General features: G+C 55.0%; 22 protein-coding genes. 16 read left to right on the top strand and 6 right to left on the bottom strand.

The genetic code is table 11. The features are described 5' to 3' along the window. Positions 1-14: 14 nt before the first annotated feature. Together sbmA and EKN38_RS17235 are read left to right on the top strand one after the other, a co-directional pair. On the top strand, positions 15-1,235 hold the full coding sequence (gene sbmA, locus EKN38_RS17240; RefSeq protein ID WP_014830835.1) for a peptide antibiotic transporter SbmA: 1,221 nt from the start codon (positions 15-17) through the stop codon (positions 1,233-1,235). Between the two features lie 14 nt (positions 1,236-1,249). Further along, on the top strand, positions 1,250-2,347 hold the full coding sequence (locus tag EKN38_RS17235) for a DUF1615 domain-containing protein (RefSeq protein ID WP_126522471.1): 1,098 nt from the start codon (positions 1,250-1,252) through the stop codon (positions 2,345-2,347). Here the strand turns inward: EKN38_RS17235 and EKN38_RS17230 are convergent. Further along, the gene (locus EKN38_RS17230) at positions 2,344-2,646 is read right to left on the bottom strand and encodes a DUF2755 family protein (RefSeq protein WP_014830837.1); all 303 of its coding nucleotides are present in this window, start codon (positions 2,644-2,646) and stop codon (positions 2,344-2,346) included. The genes EKN38_RS17235 and EKN38_RS17230 overlap by 4 nt on opposite strands. Positions 2,647-2,892: 246 nt before the next feature. On the opposite strand from EKN38_RS17230, the gene EKN38_RS17225 reads away from it, so the two are divergent. After that, positions 2,893-3,129 carry a DUF2754 domain-containing protein gene (locus EKN38_RS17225; protein WP_013095806.1) on the top strand — a complete coding sequence of 79 codons (237 nt, stop codon included), beginning with the start codon at positions 2,893-2,895 and terminating at the stop codon, positions 3,127-3,129. On the opposite strand, the gene ddlA is transcribed toward EKN38_RS17225, so the two are convergent. After that, positions 3,126-4,226 carry a D-alanine--D-alanine ligase gene (gene ddlA / locus EKN38_RS17220; RefSeq protein WP_014830838.1) on the bottom strand — a complete coding sequence of 367 codons (1,101 nt, stop codon included), beginning with the start codon at positions 4,224-4,226 and terminating at the stop codon, positions 3,126-3,128. The two genes, EKN38_RS17225 and ddlA, sit on opposite strands and share 4 nt — an antisense overlap. A gap of 103 nt (positions 4,227-4,329) precedes the next feature. Here ddlA and EKN38_RS17215 point away from each other — a divergent pair, with 103 nt between their 5' ends. The 6 genes from EKN38_RS17215 to adrA all read left to right on the top strand — a co-directional run bounded on the left by EKN38_RS17215 (position 4,330) and on the right by adrA (position 9,983). After that, on the top strand, positions 4,330-5,013 hold the full coding sequence (locus tag EKN38_RS17215) for an extensin family protein (protein ID WP_014830839.1): 684 nt from the start codon (positions 4,330-4,332) through the stop codon (positions 5,011-5,013). Positions 5,014-5,182: 169 nt separating this feature from the next. Further along, positions 5,183-6,397 carry a multidrug efflux MFS transporter gene (locus EKN38_RS17210; RefSeq protein WP_014830840.1) on the top strand — a complete coding sequence of 405 codons (1,215 nt, stop codon included), beginning with the start codon at positions 5,183-5,185 and terminating at the stop codon, positions 6,395-6,397. A 211-nt stretch (positions 6,398-6,608) separates the two neighbouring features. Then, on the top strand, positions 6,609-6,869 hold the full coding sequence (iraP, locus tag EKN38_RS17205; RefSeq protein ID WP_014830841.1) for an anti-adapter protein IraP: 261 nt from the start codon (positions 6,609-6,611) through the stop codon (positions 6,867-6,869). Positions 6,870-6,968: 99 nt separating this feature from the next. Continuing rightward, the gene (phoA, locus tag EKN38_RS17200; protein WP_047360791.1) at positions 6,969-8,384 is read left to right on the top strand and encodes an alkaline phosphatase; all 1,416 of its coding nucleotides are present in this window, start codon (positions 6,969-6,971) and stop codon (positions 8,382-8,384) included. A gap of 71 nt (positions 8,385-8,455) precedes the next feature. Beyond that, the gene (gene psiF / locus EKN38_RS17195) at positions 8,456-8,776 is read left to right on the top strand and encodes a phosphate starvation-inducible protein PsiF (protein WP_014830844.1); all 321 of its coding nucleotides are present in this window, start codon (positions 8,456-8,458) and stop codon (positions 8,774-8,776) included. 103 nt (positions 8,777-8,879) lie between these two features. Then, positions 8,880-9,983, top strand: coding sequence for a diguanylate cyclase AdrA (gene adrA / locus EKN38_RS17190; RefSeq protein WP_014830845.1), 1,104 nt, complete (start codon positions 8,880-8,882; stop codon positions 9,981-9,983). A 16-nt stretch (positions 9,984-9,999) separates the two neighbouring features. Here the strand turns inward: adrA and proC are convergent, their stop codons facing one another. Next, entirely contained in the window at positions 10,000-10,809 is an 810-nt protein-coding gene (gene proC, locus EKN38_RS17185; protein ID WP_014830846.1) for a pyrroline-5-carboxylate reductase, read from the bottom strand. A gap of 97 nt (positions 10,810-10,906) precedes the next feature. Here proC and EKN38_RS17180 point away from each other — a divergent pair, with 97 nt between their 5' ends. The 5 genes from EKN38_RS17180 to ppnP all read left to right on the top strand — a co-directional run bounded on the left by EKN38_RS17180 (position 10,907) and on the right by ppnP (position 13,545). Continuing rightward, positions 10,907-11,365 carry a YaiI/YqxD family protein gene (locus tag EKN38_RS17180; protein WP_014830847.1) on the top strand — a complete coding sequence of 153 codons (459 nt, stop codon included), beginning with the start codon at positions 10,907-10,909 and terminating at the stop codon, positions 11,363-11,365. 144 nt (positions 11,366-11,509) lie between these two features. Continuing rightward, positions 11,510-12,034, top strand: coding sequence for a shikimate kinase AroL (aroL, locus tag EKN38_RS17175; protein ID WP_014830848.1), 525 nt, complete (start codon positions 11,510-11,512; stop codon positions 12,032-12,034). Between the two features lie 44 nt (positions 12,035-12,078). Next, positions 12,079-12,270, top strand: a complete 192-nt coding sequence (gene yaiA / locus EKN38_RS17170) for a protein YaiA (protein WP_014830849.1) — start codon at positions 12,079-12,081, stop codon at positions 12,268-12,270. Between the two features lie 237 nt (positions 12,271-12,507). Further along, positions 12,508-13,185 carry an AroM family protein gene (locus EKN38_RS17165; RefSeq protein WP_014830850.1) on the top strand — a complete coding sequence of 226 codons (678 nt, stop codon included), beginning with the start codon at positions 12,508-12,510 and terminating at the stop codon, positions 13,183-13,185. 72 nt (positions 13,186-13,257) lie between these two features. Further along, positions 13,258-13,545 carry a pyrimidine/purine nucleoside phosphorylase gene (gene ppnP / locus EKN38_RS17160; protein WP_013095819.1) on the top strand — a complete coding sequence of 96 codons (288 nt, stop codon included), beginning with the start codon at positions 13,258-13,260 and terminating at the stop codon, positions 13,543-13,545. A 46-nt stretch (positions 13,546-13,591) separates the two neighbouring features. Here ppnP and rdgC read toward each other — a convergent pair whose 3' ends face one another. Further along, positions 13,592-14,506, bottom strand: a complete 915-nt coding sequence (rdgC, locus tag EKN38_RS17155; protein WP_014830851.1) for a recombination-associated protein RdgC — start codon at positions 14,504-14,506, stop codon at positions 13,592-13,594. Positions 14,507-14,629: 123 nt separating this feature from the next. On the opposite strand from rdgC, the gene mak reads away from it, so the two are divergent. Next, the gene (mak, locus tag EKN38_RS17150; protein ID WP_014830852.1) at positions 14,630-15,535 is read left to right on the top strand and encodes a fructokinase; all 906 of its coding nucleotides are present in this window, start codon (positions 14,630-14,632) and stop codon (positions 15,533-15,535) included. Positions 15,536-15,633: 98 nt separating this feature from the next. Here mak and sbcC read toward each other — a convergent pair whose 3' ends face one another. Both sbcC and sbcD read right to left on the bottom strand, forming a co-directional pair. Continuing rightward, positions 15,634-18,765, bottom strand: a complete 3,132-nt coding sequence (gene sbcC / locus EKN38_RS17145) for an exonuclease subunit SbcC (RefSeq protein WP_126522469.1) — start codon at positions 18,763-18,765, stop codon at positions 15,634-15,636. Continuing rightward, positions 18,762-19,967 (bottom strand): exonuclease subunit SbcD, encoded by a 1,206-nt coding sequence (sbcD, locus tag EKN38_RS17140; RefSeq protein WP_014830853.1) that lies wholly within the window; start codon positions 19,965-19,967, stop codon positions 18,762-18,764. Before sbcD ends, sbcC begins: the two co-directional genes overlap by 4 nt. Positions 19,968-20,154: 187 nt before the next feature. Between sbcD and phoB the strand changes: the two genes are divergently transcribed. Further along, positions 20,155-20,844, top strand: a complete 690-nt coding sequence (gene phoB / locus EKN38_RS17135; RefSeq protein WP_003859122.1) for a phosphate response regulator transcription factor PhoB — start codon at positions 20,155-20,157, stop codon at positions 20,842-20,844. Positions 20,845-20,851: the final 7 nt, after the last annotated feature.

Raw genomic sequence — 20,851 nt, 5'->3', positions numbered from 1 at the left:
AAGAAGGAAGCATCATGTTTAAGTCTTTTTTCCCAAAGCCGGGGCCATTTTTTCTGTCGGCATTTATTTGGGCACTGATCGCTGTCATTTTCTGGCAGGCGGGCGGCGGAGCGTGGTTAACGCGCATCACGGGCGCGACGGGCGAAGTTCCCATTAGCGCGGCGCGTTTCTGGTCGTTGAGCTATCTGCTGTTTTATGCGTACTACATGGTTTGTGTTGGGCTGTTTGCGCTGTTCTGGTTTGTCTATGCGCCACATCGCTGGCAATACTGGTCGATTCTGGGCACATCGCTGATCATCTTTGTCACCTGGTTTCTGGTGGAAGTGGGGGTGGCGGTTAACGCCTGGTATGCCCCGTTCTATGATTTGATCCAGAGCGCGCTGAGTTCACCGCATAAGGTGACCATCAATCAGTTCTACCACGAAGTGGGCATCTTCCTTGGTATCGCCCTGATTGCGGTAGTGATTGGCGTCATGAACAATTTCTTTGTCAGCCACTACGTTTTCCGCTGGCGTACCGCGATGAACGAACATTATATGGCGCACTGGCAACACCTGCGACATATCGAAGGCGCCGCGCAGCGTGTGCAGGAAGACACCATGCGTTTTGCCTCCACCCTTGAAGACATGGGCGTAAGCTTTATCAATGCCATTATGACGCTGATTGCCTTCCTGCCGGTGCTGGTGACCCTCTCGGCGCACGTGCCGGATCTGCCGATCGTTGGCCATCTGCCGTATGGTCTGGTGATTGCCGCGATTGTCTGGTCATTGATGGGAACGGGCCTGCTGGCGGTCGTGGGGATCAAACTGCCTGGGCTGGAGTTTAAAAATCAGCGCGTCGAGGCAGCGTATCGTAAAGAGCTGGTTTATGGCGAAGATGATGCCAACCGCGCCTCGCCGCCAACCGTACGTGAACTGTTTGGCGCCGTGCGTCGCAACTATTTCCGTCTTTACTTCCACTATATGTACTTCAACATTGCGCGCATTTTGTATCTGCAGGTGGATAACGTTTTCGGTTTGTTCCTGCTGTTCCCGTCCATTGTTGCGGGTACGATAACATTGGGTCTGATGACACAGATCACCAACGTGTTTGGTCAGGTTCGCGGGTCGTTCCAGTATCTGATCAGTTCCTGGACCACGCTGGTGGAACTGATGTCCATCTACAAACGTCTTCGCAGCTTTGAACGCGAACTGGACGATCGGGATCTGCAGGAAGTCACCAATACATTTAGCTAAAACAGGGAGTTGCTATGTCCTTTGCCGTACCGCGCACGTTATCGCTGTCCTTACTCGCCGCACTTGTACTGGCGGGTTGTGCCGAAAAAGGGGCCGCCCCGCTTAAAAAAGGTGAGAAACCTGTGGATGTGGCGAGCGTTGTGCGGCAAAAAATGCCCTCAACGGTCAAAGACCGCAATGCGTGGGCTGAGGCCTTAGCAAAGACCTTTGAAAGCCAGAAAATTGCCCCCACCGAGGAGAATATCTGCTCGGTGCTGGCCGTGGCGCAGCAGGAGTCGATGTACCAGTCAGACCCGGTGGTGCCTGGGCTGAACAAAATTGCCTGGAAAGAGATCGACCGTCGCGCGGAATCGATGCATATCCCGGTTTTCCTGGTGCATACCGCCCTTAAAATCACCTCGCCAAACGGCAAAAGCTACAGCGATCGGCTGGATACGGTGAAAACCGAGAAACAGCTGAGCGCCATTTTTGATGATTTCATTAATATGGTGCCGATGGGGCACAAGCTGTTTGGCTCGCTCAATCCGGTGCATACCGGTGGCCCGATGCAGGTCAGTATTGCCTTTGCTGAGCAACATACGGACGGTTATCCGTGGAAAATCGACGGGACGGTGCGTCAGGAGGTCTTCTCCCTGCGTGGCGGGCTGTGGTTTGGTACGTATCATCTGCTGAACTATCCGGCGAGCTATAACGAGCCGTTGTACCGCTTTGCCGACTTTAACGCGGGCTGGTATGCCAGCCGAAACGCAGCGTTCCAGAGTGCGGTCAGCCGTGCAAGCGGGGTAAAACTGGCGCTGGACGGCGATCTCATCGCTTACGGCAGCAGCAAGGCGGGCACCACGGAACTGGCGGTACGGAAATTATCGTCAACGCTTGGCATGAATGATAGCGACATTCGCCGTCAGCTGGAGAAGGGCGATAGCCTGGCGTTTGAGAAAACGGATCTCTACAGGCAGGTCTTCGCGCTGGCAGAGAAGAAGAGTGGAAAAGCGTTACCGCGGGCAATCCTGCCGGGTATTCAACTGGAAAGCCCGAAAATCACCCGTAACCTGACTACGGCATGGTTCGCAAAACGCGTGGACGATCGCCGGGCTCGCTGTATGGGGCTTTAGTGACGACGACGCAAGCGCAGGACTAGCGCGACCACACCCAAAATCAGACAACCCGCGAGGAAGGGGACGAGGCCGAACAGGGTGCTCACGCCAAAACCGATCTCAACCCGCGGGCGACCATTATCCTGCACCTGCATTAAATGTTCATATACGCCAGGCGCATGAACCAGCATGTTGAGAAGCTGTGAGCCAGCCCAGAAGCAGAACAGGACAAACAGGGCATAAGCGATATTACCCGCTGTGGAGGTTTTTGGTGGGGTGCCGCCAAAAATCGGTTTCGACAAGGTAAAGTCAGCCATAAAGACCTCCGGATATATCACTCTGTTAATACGCTTCGTACAGGGTGAGTTTGACAGGTCATAGCATTTGTCAATATCAGAATCGTGGTAATTTGCCCTGCGGAATTCTCCTGGATTGTCGATTTCTGCAGCACATCACAATTTCATCACTTAAGTGAAATTGCGTCGCGTTTCAGAATTTCCGCATCTGCCACAGACCTGATGGTAAAACTGTGAGAGGATGTCTTTTTTTCTGCCGGAGTTGTTATGAAACTCACGTCCAAACTACGCCGTGACTGGCATTACTACGCCTTTGCTATCGGGCTGATCTTTATTCTTAACGGTGTCGTGGGGCTGCTGGGGTTTGAAGCCAAAGGGTGGCAAACCTATGCCGTTGGGCTGGTGACCTGGGTGATCAGTTTCTGGCTGGCCGGGTTGATTATCCGCCGCCGTCCTGAAGAGACGACAGCGGATGAGGCGGAGACGGTGAAGAGAACCGATTAACCGTTTACGGAACTTTTCAGGGCGCTGTCAGCAGCATGACGCTCCAGCGCCAGTTCGATCAGACGGGTGATCAGCTCAGGGTAACTCAACCCGCTGGCCTGCCACAGTTTCGGATACATACTGATGTTGGTAAAGCCCGGCAGGGTGTTGATTTCATTAATCACGACCTCATTTTCTGGCGTCAGGAACACATCCACACGCGCCATGCCGCAGCAGCCAAGGGCCTGATAGGCGTTGATGGCGATCGCCCGGATCTTATCGTTGACGGCCGGATCGATATTCGCCGGCACGACGACCTGAGCGCCTTTATCATCAATATATTTGGTGTCGTAAGAGTAGAAATCGCTGTTTAACACCACTTCACCGCAGGTGCTTGCCTGTGGGAAATCATTGCCCAGCACCGCGCACTCAATTTCACGCCCTTTGATACCCTGCTCAACCACGACTTTGTGGTCAAACTCAAAAGCCAGACGAACGGCTTCGGTGAACTGCGCTTCGCTTGTCACTTTGCTGACGCCAACGGAGGAGCCCTGGTTCGCAGGCTTCACGAACAGCGGCAGACCCAGCTGGGCGGAAATCTGGCTGAAGCTGTACTTGTCGCGGTTAGCACGGGTGAGCGTCACGAACGGGGCAATGTTGAGCCCGGCATCACGCAGCAGGCGTTTGGTGACATCTTTATCCATGCAGGCAGCAGAGCCCAGTACATCGGAACCGACAAATGGCAGGTTAGCCATGCGCAGCATACCCTGCAGCGAACCATCTTCGCCCAGCGTGCCGTGGACGATTGGGAACACGACGTCAATCTGAGCAAGCGCCTGCGCATTACCGGCGTCGATAAGTTGCCCCTTCACTACGCCAGGGACGGTGGCGACGCTGATTTCAGAAGGATTAAGGGCGATATGTGCCGGATCGTTGGCGTTTAACAGATACTGGCTCGCATCGTTCACATGCCACTGGCCCTGTTTATCAATGCCCAGCAGCACTACGTCGAAACGGTTTTTATCAATCGCATCGACAATATTTTTTGCCGACTGCAACGAAACCTCGTGCTCCGCTGATTTTCCCCCAAAGACAATACCTACGCGCTGCTTTGCCATCTCACTCTCTTCCAGTCTGACGAAAAGCCAATAACATACCACGATGCCCGGCGGGTTTCGCGGCCTTCTGCCATAATGTTTTGGGGAGTAAAAAGGGGGGAGTGTGAAAGGTAAAACGCTGCTGATCGTGATCATCCTGGTGGCTGTCGCAACGGTGGGTTACCGCTGGTTGCCGTCTTACTACAACCCTTTTACGCCGCTCACGCTTGATGACCCGCCAGGTAAAATCACCCAGTATAAACTCCGGCGTTTAACCCCCGAGGCCTGCGCCAGCCTGTTATCGCAAGCCAATCAGAAAGCGCTTATCCGCACACAGCCGGTAGCTGACAGCGGCGGAGCATGCCCCCTTCACAACGTGGTACGTGTGCGTGACTTCGGGCCGGTCAGTCTGAACAGCAGTTTTCTGGCCAGCTGTCCGCTCGCACTGAGTTCAGCACTGTTTGTCAGCCAGCAGGCCCGGCCACTCACCAAAACCTGGACCGGAAGCGAGCTGACGCGTATTGAGCATCTGGGCAGCTATGCCTGTCGCAATATTTACCACCGCCCTGACGCAAGACGCAGTGAACATGCCTCGGCAGAGGCGCTGGATATCAGCGCGTTTCAGCTGGCGAACGGTGAACGGGTCACCATCCTGCGCGGCTGGAGATCGACAAAAACGCAGCCGTGGCTACAGGCATTGCTGACGGCGAGCTGTGGCTATTACGGTAACGGCCTGGGGCCGGACTATAACGCGGCGCATGCCAACCATTTTCACCTGGGGATGCGTGGGTTTGGACTCTGCTATTGAAGCATAATCTTCCGCCAGAAATTGGATAGTTTGTGACATATTTCACAAATATGATGACTGGGAAGATAAAACACCAAAGTCAGCAAGGCCGCATCTCTGGCACGGCGCGGAAGCAGGTAACTTGCTAATCTGTCAGCGAATTCGCCTAAAAATGAAGACTATTTCTTTTATGGAATCCTGGAAAGTTAATCTCATCTCGGTCTGGTTCGGGTGTTTCTTCACCGGACTGGCCATTAGCCAGATTTTGCCCTTTCTACCGCTGTACGTCTCGCAGCTGGGCGTGACCTCTCATGAAGCCCTCTCCATGTGGTCGGGTCTGACGTTCAGCGTGACGTTTCTGGTTTCGGCCATTGTGTCACCGATGTGGGGTAGCCTGGCGGATCGAAAAGGGCGCAAACTGATGCTGCTGCGCGCTTCGTTAGGAATGGCGATAGCCATTCTGCTGCAGGCCTTTGCCACCAACGTCTGGCAGCTGTTTATCCTGCGGGCGATCATGGGGCTGACATCCGGCTATATTCCTAACGCCATGGCGCTGGTCGCCTCACAGGTGCCGCGTGAGCGTAGCGGCTGGGCGCTGAGTACGCTCTCCACCGCACAGATAAGTGGCGTGATCGGCGGCCCGCTGCTGGGGGGCTTTCTGGCCGACCATGTGGGTCTGCGCGCCGTGTTTTTCATTACCGCCATCCTGCTGGTGGTCAGTTTTCTGGTAACGCTGTTTCTGATCAAAGAGGGCGGACGTCCGGTCGTCAGCAAATCTGAACGGCTGAGCGGCAAAGCGGTCTTTGCCTCACTGCCTTATCCCGGGCTGATGATAAGCCTGTTCGTGACCACCATGGTGATCCAGCTCTGTAACGGTTCAGTGGGCCCCATTCTGGCGCTGTTTATTAAATCGATGGAGCCAGACAGTAATAATATTGCGTTTCTCAGTGGGATGATCGCTGCCGTACCGGGTGTGTCTGCGTTAATTTCTGCACCGCGGCTGGGAAAACTGGGTGACAGGATCGGCACGGCACGCATCCTGATGGCTACGCTGATTTTTGCCGTGGTGCTCTTCTTTGCGATGTCGTTCGTCACCTCTCCGCTTCAGCTCGGCGTGCTGCGATTTCTGCTTGGCTTTGCCGATGGTGCCATGTTACCTGCGGTGCAGACATTGCTGGTGAAATATTCAAGTGACCAGGTGACAGGCCGTATTTTTGGCTATAACCAGTCATTTATGTATTTGGGCAATGTTGCCGGTCCGCTTATTGGTGCATCGGTTTCGGCGATGGCGGGTTTTCGTTGGGTATTTGCAGCCACGGCGATGGTGGTGTTGATCAATATTATCCAGCTGGCGATTGCCCTGCGACGCCGTCGGCAAATAGCGGAGACGAAATCGACGCGATAATTGTCTTCGGTAATGCATTATATATTCTTATGATCGCCGCATTTTTTTATAACCAAATGCGGCTTTTTCTTTTGAGAAAAACGTTTCGCTGACGGCCTGCAATCTCTATTCTGGCAGCGACGTCACTTTTGCATAAGATAATACTTTTCTCCTCTTTGCATTATTCATTCAGAATGCTAAGTTCTGGAAAAACTCATAAGGAAATAGCACGATGAAAAATCTCATTGCTGAGTTGTTGGTCAAGCTTGCACAAAAGGAAGAAGAGTCAAAAGAACTGGTCGCCCAGGTCGAAGCACTGGAAATAGTGGTTACGGCACTGCTCCGGCAGATGGCCAAAACCGATCAACAGGCACTGATTGAAAGCGTTGAAGGTGCGCTGGACAGCGCCAGGCCTGATTCCCAGGTACCGGTTCAGGATGCTGAAATGCTCCACCAGTACGTAAAGAAGCTGTTAAGGCATCCGCGCAGCTAAACCGTCACAGTTCCTGACGGCCCGTCATAGAATTGTCATGCTGGATGCCTATAGTCGCTCTGTTTTATTTTTTATGTATTTGTACATGGAGAAAATAAATTGAAGCAGAGCGCACTTTTCATTGCATTACTTCCTTTGTTTATTACCCCTGCCATTTATGCCGAAACGACCAATACTCACGTGCTGGATAATCGTGCGGCAACCGGAGATATCACCCAGCCAGGCGGCGCACGTCGACTGTCAGACGATCAAACCGCAGCCATTCGCGCTTCGCTGAATGATAAACCGGCTAAAAATATTATTCTGCTGATTGGCGATGGAATGGGGGATTCCGAAATAACGGCGGCGCGAAATTATGCCGAGGGCGCTGGCGGCTTTTTTAAAGGCATCGACGCATTGCCCCTGACCGGACAATATACGCATTACTCGCTGGATAAAAAAACCGGTAAACCAGACTACGTAACGGATTCCGCCGCCTCTGCCACCGCCTGGACAACAGGGGTAAAAACCTATAATGGTGCGCTGGGCGTGGATATTCACGAAAAAGATCATCAAACCATTCTGGAGATGGCGAAAGCGGCGGGGCTGGCAACCGGCAACGTCTCCACCGCTGAGATCCAGGATGCGACGCCTGCGGCGCTGGTCGCGCATGTGACCTCGCGTAAATGTTACGGCCCGTCTGTGACCAGTGAAAAATGTCCCGGCAACGCGCTGGAAAAAGGCGGGAAAGGATCGATCACCGAACAGATGCTGAACGCGCGTCCTGACGTAACGCTGGGCGGCGGGGCGAAAACCTTCGCAGAAACCGCCACGGCGGGTGAGTGGCAGGGGAAAACGCTGCGCGAACAGGCACAGGCTCGCGGTTATCAACTGGTGAGTGATGCCGCTTCTCTGGCCGGGATTACCGAAGCGAATCAGGACAAGCCGCTGCTGGGACTGTTTGCTGACGGCAACATGCCCGTGCGCTGGGAGGGACCGAAAGCGTCTTACCACGGCAACATCGATAAACCGGCGGTGACCTGTACAGCGAATCCGAAACGTACTGACAGCGTACCGACACTGGCGGCGATGACGGAGAAAGCCATTTCACTGCTCAGCAAGAGCGATAAAGGGTTCTTCCTGCAGGTTGAAGGGGCGTCAATCGATAAGCAGGATCATGCGGCTAACCCGTGCGGCCAGATAGGCGAAACGGTTGATCTGGATGAAGCGGTACAGAAGGCGCTGGCGTTCGCGAAGCAAGATGGTAATACCCTGGTCGTGGTGACTGCTGACCATGCGCACGCCAGCCAGATCATCCCGGCAGATTCCAAAGCGCCCGGTCTGACTCAGGCGTTGAATACCAAAGATGGTGCGGTGATGGTGATGAGCTATGGCAACTCGGAAGAGGAGTCGATGGAACATACCGGTACGCAATTGCGCATTGCGGCATACGGCCCGCATGCCGCAAACGTGGTGGGACTGACCGATCAAACGGATCTGTTCTACACTATGCGTGCGGCACTGGGTCTGAAATAAGTGAATGCCTGGCGGCCATTTCCGCCGCCAGGTACCAGACTTACAGTGGAACTTCACAAAAGGATGGTGCAATGAAAACAACAATACTGGTGGGTCTGCTCTCAGGCGTGTTCATGATGGCTTCAGCGAACGCGGCAGAAAAGACCTTAACACCGCAACAACAGCGTATGACGACCTGTAATCAGCAGGCGACAGCGAAAGCGCTGAAAGGGGATGCCCGTAAGACCTACATGAGCGATTGCCTCAAAAATGGTGCATCCAAACCGGATGAGAAAAGCCTGACACCGCAGCAGCAAAAAATGCGCGAATGTAATGCGAAAGCGACCGAACAGATGCTTAAAGGCGACGATCGCAGCAAGTTCATGAGCGCTTGCCTCAAGAAACAGGCATAGTCCTATCGGGTGAGTCCTGACGCCGGCTCACCCGAAATTTCATACTTTCCCCGCATCCCCCCTCTCTATAATTTGGGAAAATGTTTCAGAATATTCCCAAAATATGATGAACGACGAAAACTTTTACAATAAAGAGCGTATTGGAGAAGACTGGCTTCAAAACCTTTCTCAGGATGACTCACACCGTACCGGCATACGCTTTGCCCGGCGAGTCCGTCTGGCGCGAATCGTTGGCCTGGCGGCGATGTTTTTTCCCATTGCCGGTGTGCTGGTGACCCATTTTTTGCCCGGCGGTTGGTGGTTATTACTGGTTAGCTGGGCTTTTATCTGGCCACATCTTGCCTGGCAGTTCGCCTGCCGCTCATCCGAGCCTTTTCACCGTGAAATCATCAACCTGAAGATCGATGCCCTTATTGCCGGAATATGGATTGGCCTGATGGGCGTCAATGCCCTGCCATCGGCAGCGCTGGTCATGATGATCGGCATGAACATGATGGGATCCGGCGGTTGTCGTTTATTTCTCGCGGGCATGGCCATGATCGCCTTATCCGCCGTCATGACCCTCCAGCTCACCGGAAACGTTGTGGTGCTCTCTCCCGGACCGCTGGAGTGGTGGCTGACGTTGCCGGTCTTTATGCTCTACCCCATGCTCTTTGCCTGGGTGAGCCACCAGACGGCAATCCGTCTGGCGGAAAATAAACGAAGACTGGAAGTGATGAGCACCCGGGATGGTATGACTGGCGTCTACAACCGGCGCTACTGGGAAACGCTGCTGCGAAATGAATATGAGAAGTGCCGCCGGGGTCACTGCCAGACAACGATCCTGCTTATCGATATCGATCACTTCAAGAGCATTAACGATACCTGGGGGCATGATGTGGGTGATGAAGCGATTATTGCCATTACCCGACAGCTACAGATGACGCTGCGGACAGGGGATTATATTGGCCGTTTTGGAGGCGATGAGTTCGCGATAATTATGTCCGGCACCCCGGCAGAAAGTGCCATCGCGGCGATGTCGCGCGTACACGAGCGGCTGCAAAAACTGTCGTTGCCCTGTGCTCCGAACGAACGACTTCGCATCAGCGTCGGCATCGCCCCGTGGGGGACTCAGTTTGGTCACTATCGGGAGTGGCTAAAAGCGGCAGATATCGCGCTGTATAAAGCCAAAAATGCCGGACGCGGACGGACCGAGGTAGCCGCCTGACATCCGGCTCAGACGGTCAGGACTTACTCAGCTTCTCTGACTTTTCCATGCATTTTGCCATCGCTTCAATGACCGCCGCACGGAATCCGCGCTCTTCCAGCACCCGCACCGCTTCGATGGTGGTGCCGCCAGGCGAGCAGACCATATCTTTCAGTTCCCCTGGATGCTTGCCGGTTTCCAGCACCATTTTGGCTGAACCCATCACCGCCTGTGCGGCAAATTTGTAGGCCTGCGCGCGTGGCATACCGCCAAGCACCGCAGCATCCGCCATCGCTTCCAGGAACATAAAGACATACGCGGGAGCAGAACCACTCACGCCCACCACCGGATGGATCATCGACTCGGCAATCACTTCCGCTTCGCCGAAGCAGCGGAAAATGTTCAGCACATCGGCCACATCTTCCGGCGTCACCAGCGCGTTAGGGGTGATGGAGGTCATCCCGGCATTGACCAGTGAAGGGGTATTGGGCATTGCGCGTACAATTTTACGGTCATGACCCAGGGCACGAGCCAGCTGATCGAGCGTCACGCCTGCAGCAATCGATACCACCAGCGTGTCTTTGTTCAGGCTGGAGGTGATCTCGCTCAGCACTTTGATCATGATGTTCGGTTTAACCGCCCCAAAGACGATATCGGCGACCTGGGCCACTTCCTGCGCGCTTTCGGCTGCGTTGATACCATACTCATCACGCAACGCCGCGACTTTATCCGGTGATGGTGTATAGACCCAAATCTGACCCGGCAGGACCTGCCCGCTGGCGATCAGGCCACCCAGGATGGCTTTGCCCATGTTACCGCAGCCAATAAACCCGATTTTCTTCTCCATCACGTTTCTCCGTCGTTATGCGTTGTTTTCTCTGATTGATAGCTTAACAACGAAATGCAGGCGACAATAGTCGCCAGTATCAATATGGGGAGACATTATGGCGATTTGGGTTGATGCGGACGCGTGTCCGAATGTGATTAAAGAGATTTTGTTCCGTGCTGCCGAACGCGTTCAGATGCCGCTTACGCTGGTGGCGAACCAGAATATCCGCGTACCCCCTTCCCGATTCATTCGTGCGTTGCGGGTGCCTGCCGGGTTTGACGTGGCGGATAACGAGATTGTACGGCTGTGCAGCGCTGAGGATCTGGTGATCACGGCGGACATTCCTTTGGCTGCGGAGGTACTGGAGAAGGGGGCCGCAGCCCTGAACCCGCGCGGTGAGCGCTACTCGCCAGCAACCATTCGGGAAAAACTGACCATGCGCGATTTTATGGATACGCTTCGCGCCAGCGGCGTGCAGACCGGTGGGCCAGACAGTCTATCTCAGCGTGACCGCCAGCAGTTTGCCGCAGAGCTGGATAAGTGGTTGCTGGAAGTGAAGCGCCGCACAGCGTAATGATAATCATTGTCAAATATGGTACAGTATGGCGGTGACAGGGTTGTCATCCCGTACCGCTTTGCAGTAAAGTAAACGCAACATCTTCTGCAATTATTTCTTTACACTCTTCGGCCATCCGGCATCAAGGGGAAACACCTGGTTATGACCCAACCCATCTTTTTAGTTGGCCCCCGCGGCTGTGGGAAAACCACCGTTGGCCTGGAACTGGCGCGCGCCTGTCAACGCCATTTTATTGATACTGACCACTGGCTGCAGAAACAGGCCGGACAAACCATTGCGGAAATCGTTGAAAAAGAGGGCTGGGAAAGCTTTCGCAGCCGTGAGACGGCCGCGCTGGAAGCGGTGACGGCACCCGATGCCGTGATTGCCACGGGCGGTGGGATTATTCTGGCGGAATATAACCGCCACTTTATGCGCGAAAAAGGGATTGTGATTTACCTCTGTGCGCCGGTGGCTGCCCTGGTGGGGCGTCTGGAAGCGTTTCCGGAAGAGGGGCAACGCCCTGCGCTGACCTCCAGACCGCTCAGCGAAGAAGTGAGCGAAGTGCTGGCGGAGCGCGATGCATTATACCGCGAAGCGGCACATCACGTGGTGGATGCGTCAGCGCCGCCCGAAGAGGTTGTTATTCAGATTATTACCGCCCTGCGTTTGGCTTGTGCCAGCTAACCGCCGTCTATACTTATAGCTCTGACATAATAAAAGGATGAGCTATGCCAACCAGACCTCCCTATCCGCGTGAAGCACGTATCGTTACCGTAGAAAAAGGCCAGGGCGATCGCACCGTGACCTGGTATCAACTGCGTGCCGATCACCCCAAACCCGACTCGCTGATCAGCGAACACGAAACCGAGCAGGAAGCGCTGGATGCCAAACGGCGCTACGAAGATCCCGATAAGTCGTGAGTCAATTCCTGAATGGCCTAATACCGTGCGCACATCACACTTTTTACTCATCGTTAATGTTAAGCAAGAGTTAATATTTAGTTATTACAGGTAGCTTTGAAATGGGCAGGCGATCTTTACATTTCGGTGTGCGGATCACCTGCTACGCTTGGTGCTGTTTTGTTGAAAAAATGAACGGCACAGCGTAGTGAGCCTGTGCCTGTGTGAAAGTTTTGGTAGTAACGGAAGGCGATGAAGATGAAGGCGACGTTGGCGATCCTCACCATTGGTGTGGTGCCTGTAAGCGAAGTATTACCGCTCTTAACCGAGCATGTATCTGAACAACAGATCACGCATCTTAGCCTGCTGGGTAAGATAAGCCGGGAAGAGGTCATGGAAGACTACGCTGTCGAGGCGGGGGAGGATCCCCTGGCGACGTTATTAAGTGACGGTAAACTGGCACATGTATCCCGTCAGAAAGTCGAGCGCGCGCTTCAGGGAGTGATAGAAGTGCTCGATAATCAAGGGTATGACGTTATTTTGCTCATGAGTACCGCACCCATCAAAGGACTCGTCGCACGTAATGCGATTTTGCTGGAGCCGATGCGGATCATTCCGCCGCTGGTGGCCTCGATTGTTGACGGGCACCAGGTCGGGGTGATTGTGCCCATTGAAGAACTGATGGATAACCAGGAGGCAAAATGGCAGGTGCTTGAAAAAACGCCTCTGTATGCCCTGGCAAATCCGTTCTGGGACAGTGAGGCCAAACTCATTGCGGCCGGGAAGGAGCTACTGGAACGCGGGGCAGATGTGTTAATTCTCGACTGCCTGGGGTTTCATCAGCATCATCGCGATTTACTGCAAAAAGCGCTTGATGTACCGGTACTGTTGTCGAATGTTCTGATGGCGCGTCTGGCCTCAGAATTGCTGGCCTGATGATTTTGCGTGACAGGTCATGAGCATGGCCCCTATAGTGGATTTTTCTCTAAAAAATATAAGGGCCAGTTCATGCTTCAAAGTAACGAATACTTTTCCGGTAAAGTGAAATCCATTGGTTTTACCAGCAGCAGCACTGGCCGCGCCAGTGTCGGCGTGATGGCTGAAGGGGAATACACCTTTGGTACAGCCGAAGCTGAAGAGATGACAGTGGTGAGCGGTGCGCTTAACGTCTTACTGCCGGGTGAAACGGAATGGAAAGTTTACTCTGCTGGCGAAGTTTTCAACGTCCCTGGCCACAGTGAATTCCATCTGCAGGTTGCTGAACCGACCTCTTATCTGTGCCGCTATCTGAAATAATCCTCTTCCCTCTCCCCTTTGGGGAGAGGGTCAGGGGGAGGGAAAATTATCTCTGCGCTTCTCCGCCGAGGCCTTCCACCAGATTCTGAATTAACGCGGCCAACTCGCCGGTCATCAGGATAAAGTCCGCATCAAAGCGCTGGGCGTAATCTTCACGATCGATATCTTCGTTCTGATCGCGCAGTTCATCGCAGAACTTCAGACGCTTAACAGAGCCATCATCACACATCACGAACTGAATACGCTGCTGCCAGTCGAGAGCGAGTTTGGTGACCACTTTGCCTGCTTCAATGTGCACGGCGATCTCGTCGCTCACCAGATCCTGCTTTTTCGCGCGGATGACGCCGCCATCTTCAAGCAGGGCTTTCAGCTCGGCCTCATCAAGGATCTGGAAGCCTTGTGCCGCCGTGCCGCTGCGCACCCATTCGGTCAGGGTTAACTCAATTGGCGTTTCCAGCGCCAGGGGCACCACCGGTAAAGAGCCGATGCTCTTACGCAGCAGGGCCAGCGTATCTTCCGCTTTTTTGGGGCTGGCGCAGTCCACCATGATCAGCCCGTTGACGGTATCGATCCACATCATGGTCTGGCTGAAGCGGCTAAACGCGCGCGGCAGCAGGGAGTGCAACACTTCGTCTTTCAGAGAATCTTTTTCAGTCTTTTTCAGCTTACGGCCCTGTTCGGCTTCAAGCTTGAAAATTTTCGCTTCAAGCGCCTGCTTCACCACCGGCGTGGGCAGGATTTTCTCTTCTTTACGGGCGCAAACAATGATTTGACCCGTGCTGCTGGCGTGGGTCAGGGCATCGCTTTGTGAACCCATTGGCGGAACCCAACCGGTTTTTGCCATATCCTGGCTTCCGCAAGGGGAAAAGGTATAAGCGGCTAACTGTTTTTCCATCTCTTCTGCACGCAGCGAAACGTCGCGGCTGAGACGGTAAACCATCAAATTTTTGAACCACAGCATGATAATTTCCACGGCCTTGTCGTTAAATCAGCGGGCATGATAACGAATTGTCGCATCGCTTGCATTGCTAATCGGGAAGCGTGCTTCTACTCTGTTGATAATCAAAATAATGAGGAGAGTCTTGTGCGTATTGGGATTGATTTGGGCGGCACCAAAACAGAAGTCATCGCACTGAGCGAGCAGGGGGAACAACTTTTCCGTCACCGTCTGCCCACGCCGCGCGACGATTATCACCAGACTATCGAGACGATTGCCCGGCTGGTTGAGATGGCAGAGCAGGCGACAGGACAGGCCGGCAGCGTCGGGATGGGCATTCCCGGGTCCATTTCGCCTTATACCGGGGTGGTGAAAAACGCCAACTCTACCTGGCTCAACGGCCAGCCCTTTGATAAAGATTTGAGCGCGCGTCTGCAGCGCGAGGTGCGTCTGGCGAATGACGCGAATTGTCTGGCGGTATCAGAGGCCATCGACGGTGCGGCGGCAGGGGCTCAGACCGTATTTGCTGTCATCATCGGTACCGGCTGCGGGGCCGGTGTGGCGTTCGGCGGGCGTGCGCATATCGGCGGTAACGGTACGGCGGGGGAGTGGGGACATAACCCTTTGCCGTGGATGGATGAAGATGAGCTCAAATACCGTGTCGAAGTGCCGTGCTACTGTGGAAAACAGGGCTGCATAGAGACGTTTATTTCCGGCACCGGTTTTGCCACGGATTACCACCGCCTGAGCGGTCAGCCGCTTAAGGGGAACGAGATTATGCGCCTGGTTGAGGAGCAGGATCCTGTGGCGGAACTGGCGTTGAGCCGCTACGAAATGCGCCTGGCGAAATCGCTGGCGCATGTGGTGAACATTCTCGATCCTGATGTGATTGTGCTGGGCGGTGGGATGAGCAATGTCGACCGGCTGTACGCAACGGTGCCTGCTCTCGTCAAACAGTGGGTCTTCGGTGGCGAATGCGAAACCCCGATCCGCAAAGCCGTCCACGGTGACTCCAGCGGCGTGCGCGGCGCAGCGTGGTTATGGCCGGAATAAAAGCAAAACAGCAACGCACGTTGCGGTTTTTAATGTTTGTACCCTCTCCCTGTGGGAGAGGGCCAGGGTGAGGGCACCAGACCGCACCGATCCGCCTTTCACTGCACCGCATACTCCTTATCCAGCCTGCTATACCCCAGTCCATTAATCTTCTTCACTTTGATCTGCACCGGAATACGCTCCTTCATGGCCTCGACGTGGCTTATCACGCCGATGGTTTTCCCGGTGGCGTTTAGCGCGTCGAGCGCATCCAGCGCGGTGTCCAGCGTTTCGCTGTCGAGCGTGCCAAAACCTTCATCCAGGAACAGCGAATCGATTCGCGTTTTGTGACTCACCAGGTCAGAAAGCGCCAGCGCCAGCGCAAGACTGACGAGGAAGCTTTCGCCGCCAGAGAGCGTGCGGGTATCGCGTACGGCATCGGCCTGCCAGGTATCAACCACCTCCAGCTCCAGTGCGTCGCTGACTTTACGCTGCAGCAGATAGCGCCCGTGCAGGCGATTAAGCTGTTGGTTGGCGAGCCAGACCAGATTATCCAGCGTCAGACCCTGGGCGAATTTGCGGAACTTATCCCCGGTGCTGGAGCCTATCAGCGCATTCAGATAACCCCAGTCTTCGGCCTGACGTGAGGCCTCGTTAATTTGCTGCATCAGCGCCAGCTGATGCTGACGGTTATCGCTGTCCTGCTTAAGCTGCTGGCGGATCTCCCCCTGATGGGTGGTGTTGTCACGAAGCAGCTGCGCCAGCTGCTGTAGCTGTGCCTGCAGGGTTTGCGCGTTCGCGTCCAGCCCTTCCGGTCGCTGGTTCTGGTGGGCCTGCAACTGCTGTTCAGCCTGCCCGCAGAGCGCGATTGCCTGCTGAAGCTGGCTCTCCAGCGTCTGCTTGCGTTGCTCAAGACGGCGGATGGTCTCTTCATCCAGCAGCGCGGCGAGAAAGGCCTCCCGATCGGCAAAGCAGCTGGCTGCCAGGGCGGTGGCAAACTGCGTTGTGGCGTGCTGTAGCCGCTCGCTTTCCAGACTCTCCTGCTGCTGCAGGGTGGCAAGCTGGCTTTGAAGGGACAGGCATTCGTCGTGGATCTCGCGCCAGTTCTCAGGAATGGCCGGTTCCGCCTCGGTGTCATCGCCTGCCGGAAGCGTGTCGAGTAGCGGTTTCAGGATATTAATGCGTTCCTGAATCGCCGCATGCTGCGTCTGTTTTTCCTGCCACAGGTTGAATTCCGCTTCCCGGGCCTGCAGCCAGGCGGCTTCTGATCCCTCTTCAGGAACGTTCAGTGACAGTGAGAGCAGGGCGTTTTCCAGCGCCTGCCGCGTAGCCGACAGCTGCTGCTGATACTGGCGCTCCTGCGCTTGCTGTTCGTTAAGCTGATGTTGCAGGGTCAGGCGCTGGCTGAGCTGATAGAGCTGACGTTCGTACTGTTCCTGCTCGTTCATCCACGGGGCAATATCTTCCTGAATATTCAATGAGATATTCAGGGTGGCGCAGACCTCCTGCCACTCTTTAGTGAGCGCTTGCTCTTCCTGAGAGAGCGTCTGTGCTTCGTCTGTTTCTCGCTGGATCTGCTGCGTCAGGGCATTGACCTGTCCCAGCACCAACAGGCCTTCGTCTTTCAGCGCGGCGACCTCTTTTTCCAGCGCATCCCGGCGTCGCTGGTTATCGGTGAGTTCAAGCGCCTGATACGTCTCAACGGCAGGATGTTCACTGGAACCGCACAGTGGGCAGGGTTTACCCGCCTCAAGCTGCGAACGGTAGTTTTCCAGCTTTTTGATCGTCGCTTCGCTTTCGCACAATGCTTTCAGATCGACATAGTGCTGGTTTTTTTCTTTGTACTGCTGGCGGCGCAGCGTCAGCGTTTCATTGAGTTTTACCTGCTCGGCCTGCGCCTTTTTCCGGGTATCCGCGTTCTGCTGCAGCCGTTTTTGCAGTGGCTGATAGCGGGCATGAAGTGACGTCAGACGCTGACGGAAAGGGCGTGACCGGGACTGTTGCTCCATTGCCGCCGCGACGTCATCCGCCGTCAGCGTCAGGGCGTTTTCCGGCATGTCGGCGAGCTTCTGACGTAATTCCGCAACACGTGCTGCAAGTGTGGCAATCTGATGTTTATCGCGGTTCAACTGCGCGAAATGGGCGCGCCAGCCGGCAATCTCCTGGCCCCACACGCGGTAACGCTCATGCGCCGCAAGCCATGTTGCCTGGGTTGTCAGATCGATCTGCAGTTGTTGATGGGTACGCAGTGCCGTAAGTCGGATGCGCGAGCGCTGCGCAGTTTTGGCCTGTAAGCGAGTATTTACTTCGACAATGCGCTGTTTTGTCTGCCCGAGGCGCGTGGTCTGCTCTTGCTGGCTATCCCACAGGGGGCGAAGCTGGGCGGCGGGCTGCGCAAGCTGGAGCTTTGCCAGCTCAGGCGCGGCCTCCGTCAGGGCCTGCTGCGCCTGCTGTTGCATGAGCATGACGCGCTGTTGCTCGCGAATAAGCTCGTCGTTGCGCGTCAGCCACTGAAAATCTCGCTGTTGGTTCTGCTGCTGAGTCAGCAGGGTTTTCTCTTCGTCAGTAAGTGCCTGCAAACTCTGCTGTAACTGCTGTTGTTGCGCTTCGCTCAGTAGCACCACGCCTGCGGCCTGCGCTTCGCACTTCTCAAGCGCGGTACGGGCGGCTTTATGTTTCTCGAACACCATTGCTGAAATCTGGCCGTAGATCTCCGTACCGGTCAGCTCCTCCAGCAGTTCGGCGCGATCGCCCGGTTTCGCATTGAGGAAGGCGGCAAATTGCCCCTGAGAGAGCAACATTGAGCGGGTAAAACGGCCATAATCCAGCCCGGTGAGCGCGGCGGTTTGCTCCAGTTTGTCCGTCACTTTGTCGGCCAGAATTTTACCGTCTTCACAGCGCGCCAGTTCGACGCGCGGTGCCTGCAGGTTCCCATCTGGCTGATTTCGCGCGCGGTTCTGGCTCCAGAACGCGCGGTATGCGATGCCTTTTACCTCAAACTCCACCTCGGCCAGGCACTCGGCGGTATCGCGGGTCATCAGGTCGTTTTGTGCCTGGGAGACTTTTTGCAGACGGGGCGTTTCGTGGTAAAGGGCCAGACAGATGGCGTCGAGCAGGGTGGTTTTTCCGGCACCGGTCGCGCCGGTAATGGCGAACAGTCCGTTGCTGGCAAACGGCTCAGCGGTAAAATCAATTTTCCACTCGCCCTTCAGGGAGTTGAGGTTTTTCAGACGCAGGCTCAGAATTTTCATGCGTTCTCTTCCTCATCAGTAAGCGCGTGCAGAGTATGGCGGAACAGCTCGTTAAGCCTTGCGCGCGTTGTGTCGTCAATCTCTTCCTGCGACAGTCGGCGTTCAAATACCTCTTCCACCTTCAGTTCGCTGAGCGTTTCACGTTGCGCACCCAGCAGAATTTTCTCGCGCTGTTCGCGGCTGCGGCGTACCAGTAAGACCTCGACGGGCAGATCTTCCGTCAGCGCCTGGATTTTACGCTGCATATCATGCAGATAGTCGTCGGTTGTGATTTCGATATCCAGCCAGATGGGGGGATTTAGCTCGACACCGCGCCATTGCTCCAGCTGGGCGGTAATGGCCGCCAGATCGCCCTTCAGCACCGCCAGCGGTTGGGTGACGGGCACCTCCAGCGACGCCACGGCGCTGAGTTTGCCCTCGTTAAAGCTCACCAGATGCACACATTTGGCTTTGCCGGTCTCATCAAAACTGAGCGCAATGGGTGAGCCGCAGTAGCGAATGTGCTCGCAACCGCCAATGACCTGTGCCCGGTGAATATGTCCGAGCGCGATATAATCCGCTGGCGGGAAATGTTGTGCCGGGAAGGCGTCCAGCGTGCCAATATAGATGTCACGTACCGCGTCACTTTTACTGGCACCGACGGTGGTGAGGTGCCCGGTGGCAATCACCGGAATGGCCTGCTCACCGCGCAGGGCGCAGGCATCGGTATATTGTTGGTGATAATAGTCAGTGATGCTCTGCAGCAGATGCTGCTGTTTTTCCCCGCCTGACATCCCCGCCTGGCTCTGCACGATATCGCGTGGGCGCAGGAAGGGAACCGGGCACAGCACCGCCCCCGGTGTACCGTCACGTTTTTTCAGGATCTGCGGCGCATGTCCGGCACTGGCCACCACGGTAGTGTTAAGGAAGGCCAGGATGTCGCGGGATTCATTCAGCGTTGCGACGGAGTCATGGTTACCGGCGACAATCACCAGATGACAGCCGGTTTGTTGCAGATTTACCACGAAGCGGTTGTAGAGCTCACGCGCATAGCTTGGCGGCGAACCGGTGTCGAAAATGTCACCCGCAACAATAATCGCATCCACCTCGTGCGATCGGGCCGTGTCCAGCAGCCAGTTCAGGAACGCTTCATGCTCCGCTGCCCGGCTCTTGCTGTAAAAGTTTTGACCCAGATGCCAGTCCGAGGTGTGTAATATGCGCATAGCGAATCCGTGGCAAAAAAAGGGAATGGGGATTATAAACTTTCAGAAGCTGGAAAATAACCGCTGTAATAAAACAACAGTTTGCCATTTTACGTGGTACTGTTTTTCATAAATCTGTCATAAATCTGACGCATAATGACGCCGCATTACAAACTTGTAACTTAAATAAGATAAGACAGGGCAAAGTATGGCGAGACGTATTCTGGTCGTAGAAGATGAAGCTCCAATTCGTGAAATGGTGTGCTTCGTGCTCGAACAAAATGGCTTCCAGCCAGTTGAAGCGGAAGATTATGACAGCGCGGTGAACCAGCTGAATGAACCCTGGCCCGATCTGATCCTGCTTGACTGGATGTTGCCTGGCGGCTCCGGACTGCAGTTTATCAAACACATCAAGCGTGAAGCGATGACACGCGATATCCCCGTTGTCATGCTTACCGCGCGCGGTGAAGAGGAAGATCGCGTGCGCGGCCTGGAGACTGGCGCAGACGATTACATTACCAAACCCTTCTCACCGAAAGAGCTGGTTGCCCGCATTAAAGCTGTGATGCGCCGTATTTCACCGATGGCGGTGGAAGAGGTCATTGAGATGCAGGGCCTGAGCCTTGATCCCACCTCGCACCGCGTAATGACGGGCGAAAATCCCCTCGACATGGGGCCTACCGAATTCAAACTCCTGCATTTCTTTATGACTCACCCGGAGCGTGTTTACAGCCGCGAGCAGTTGCTGAATAACGTCTGGGGAACTAACGTGTATGTCGAAGACCGGACGGTTGACGTACATATCCGCCGCCTGCGTAAAGCGCTGGAACTGAGCGGCCACGATCGCATGGTACAGACGGTCCGCGGCACGGGTTATCGTTTTTCTACCCGTTTCTGAACAATGA

This window comes from Enterobacter sp. WCHEn045836 (assembly GCF_003965585.1).
GTDB lineage: Bacteria > Pseudomonadota > Gammaproteobacteria > Enterobacterales > Enterobacteriaceae > Enterobacter > Enterobacter dissolvens.
Note: the sequence above shows the minus strand (reverse complement) of the source record. Positions and strands in the feature narration are given on the sequence as shown.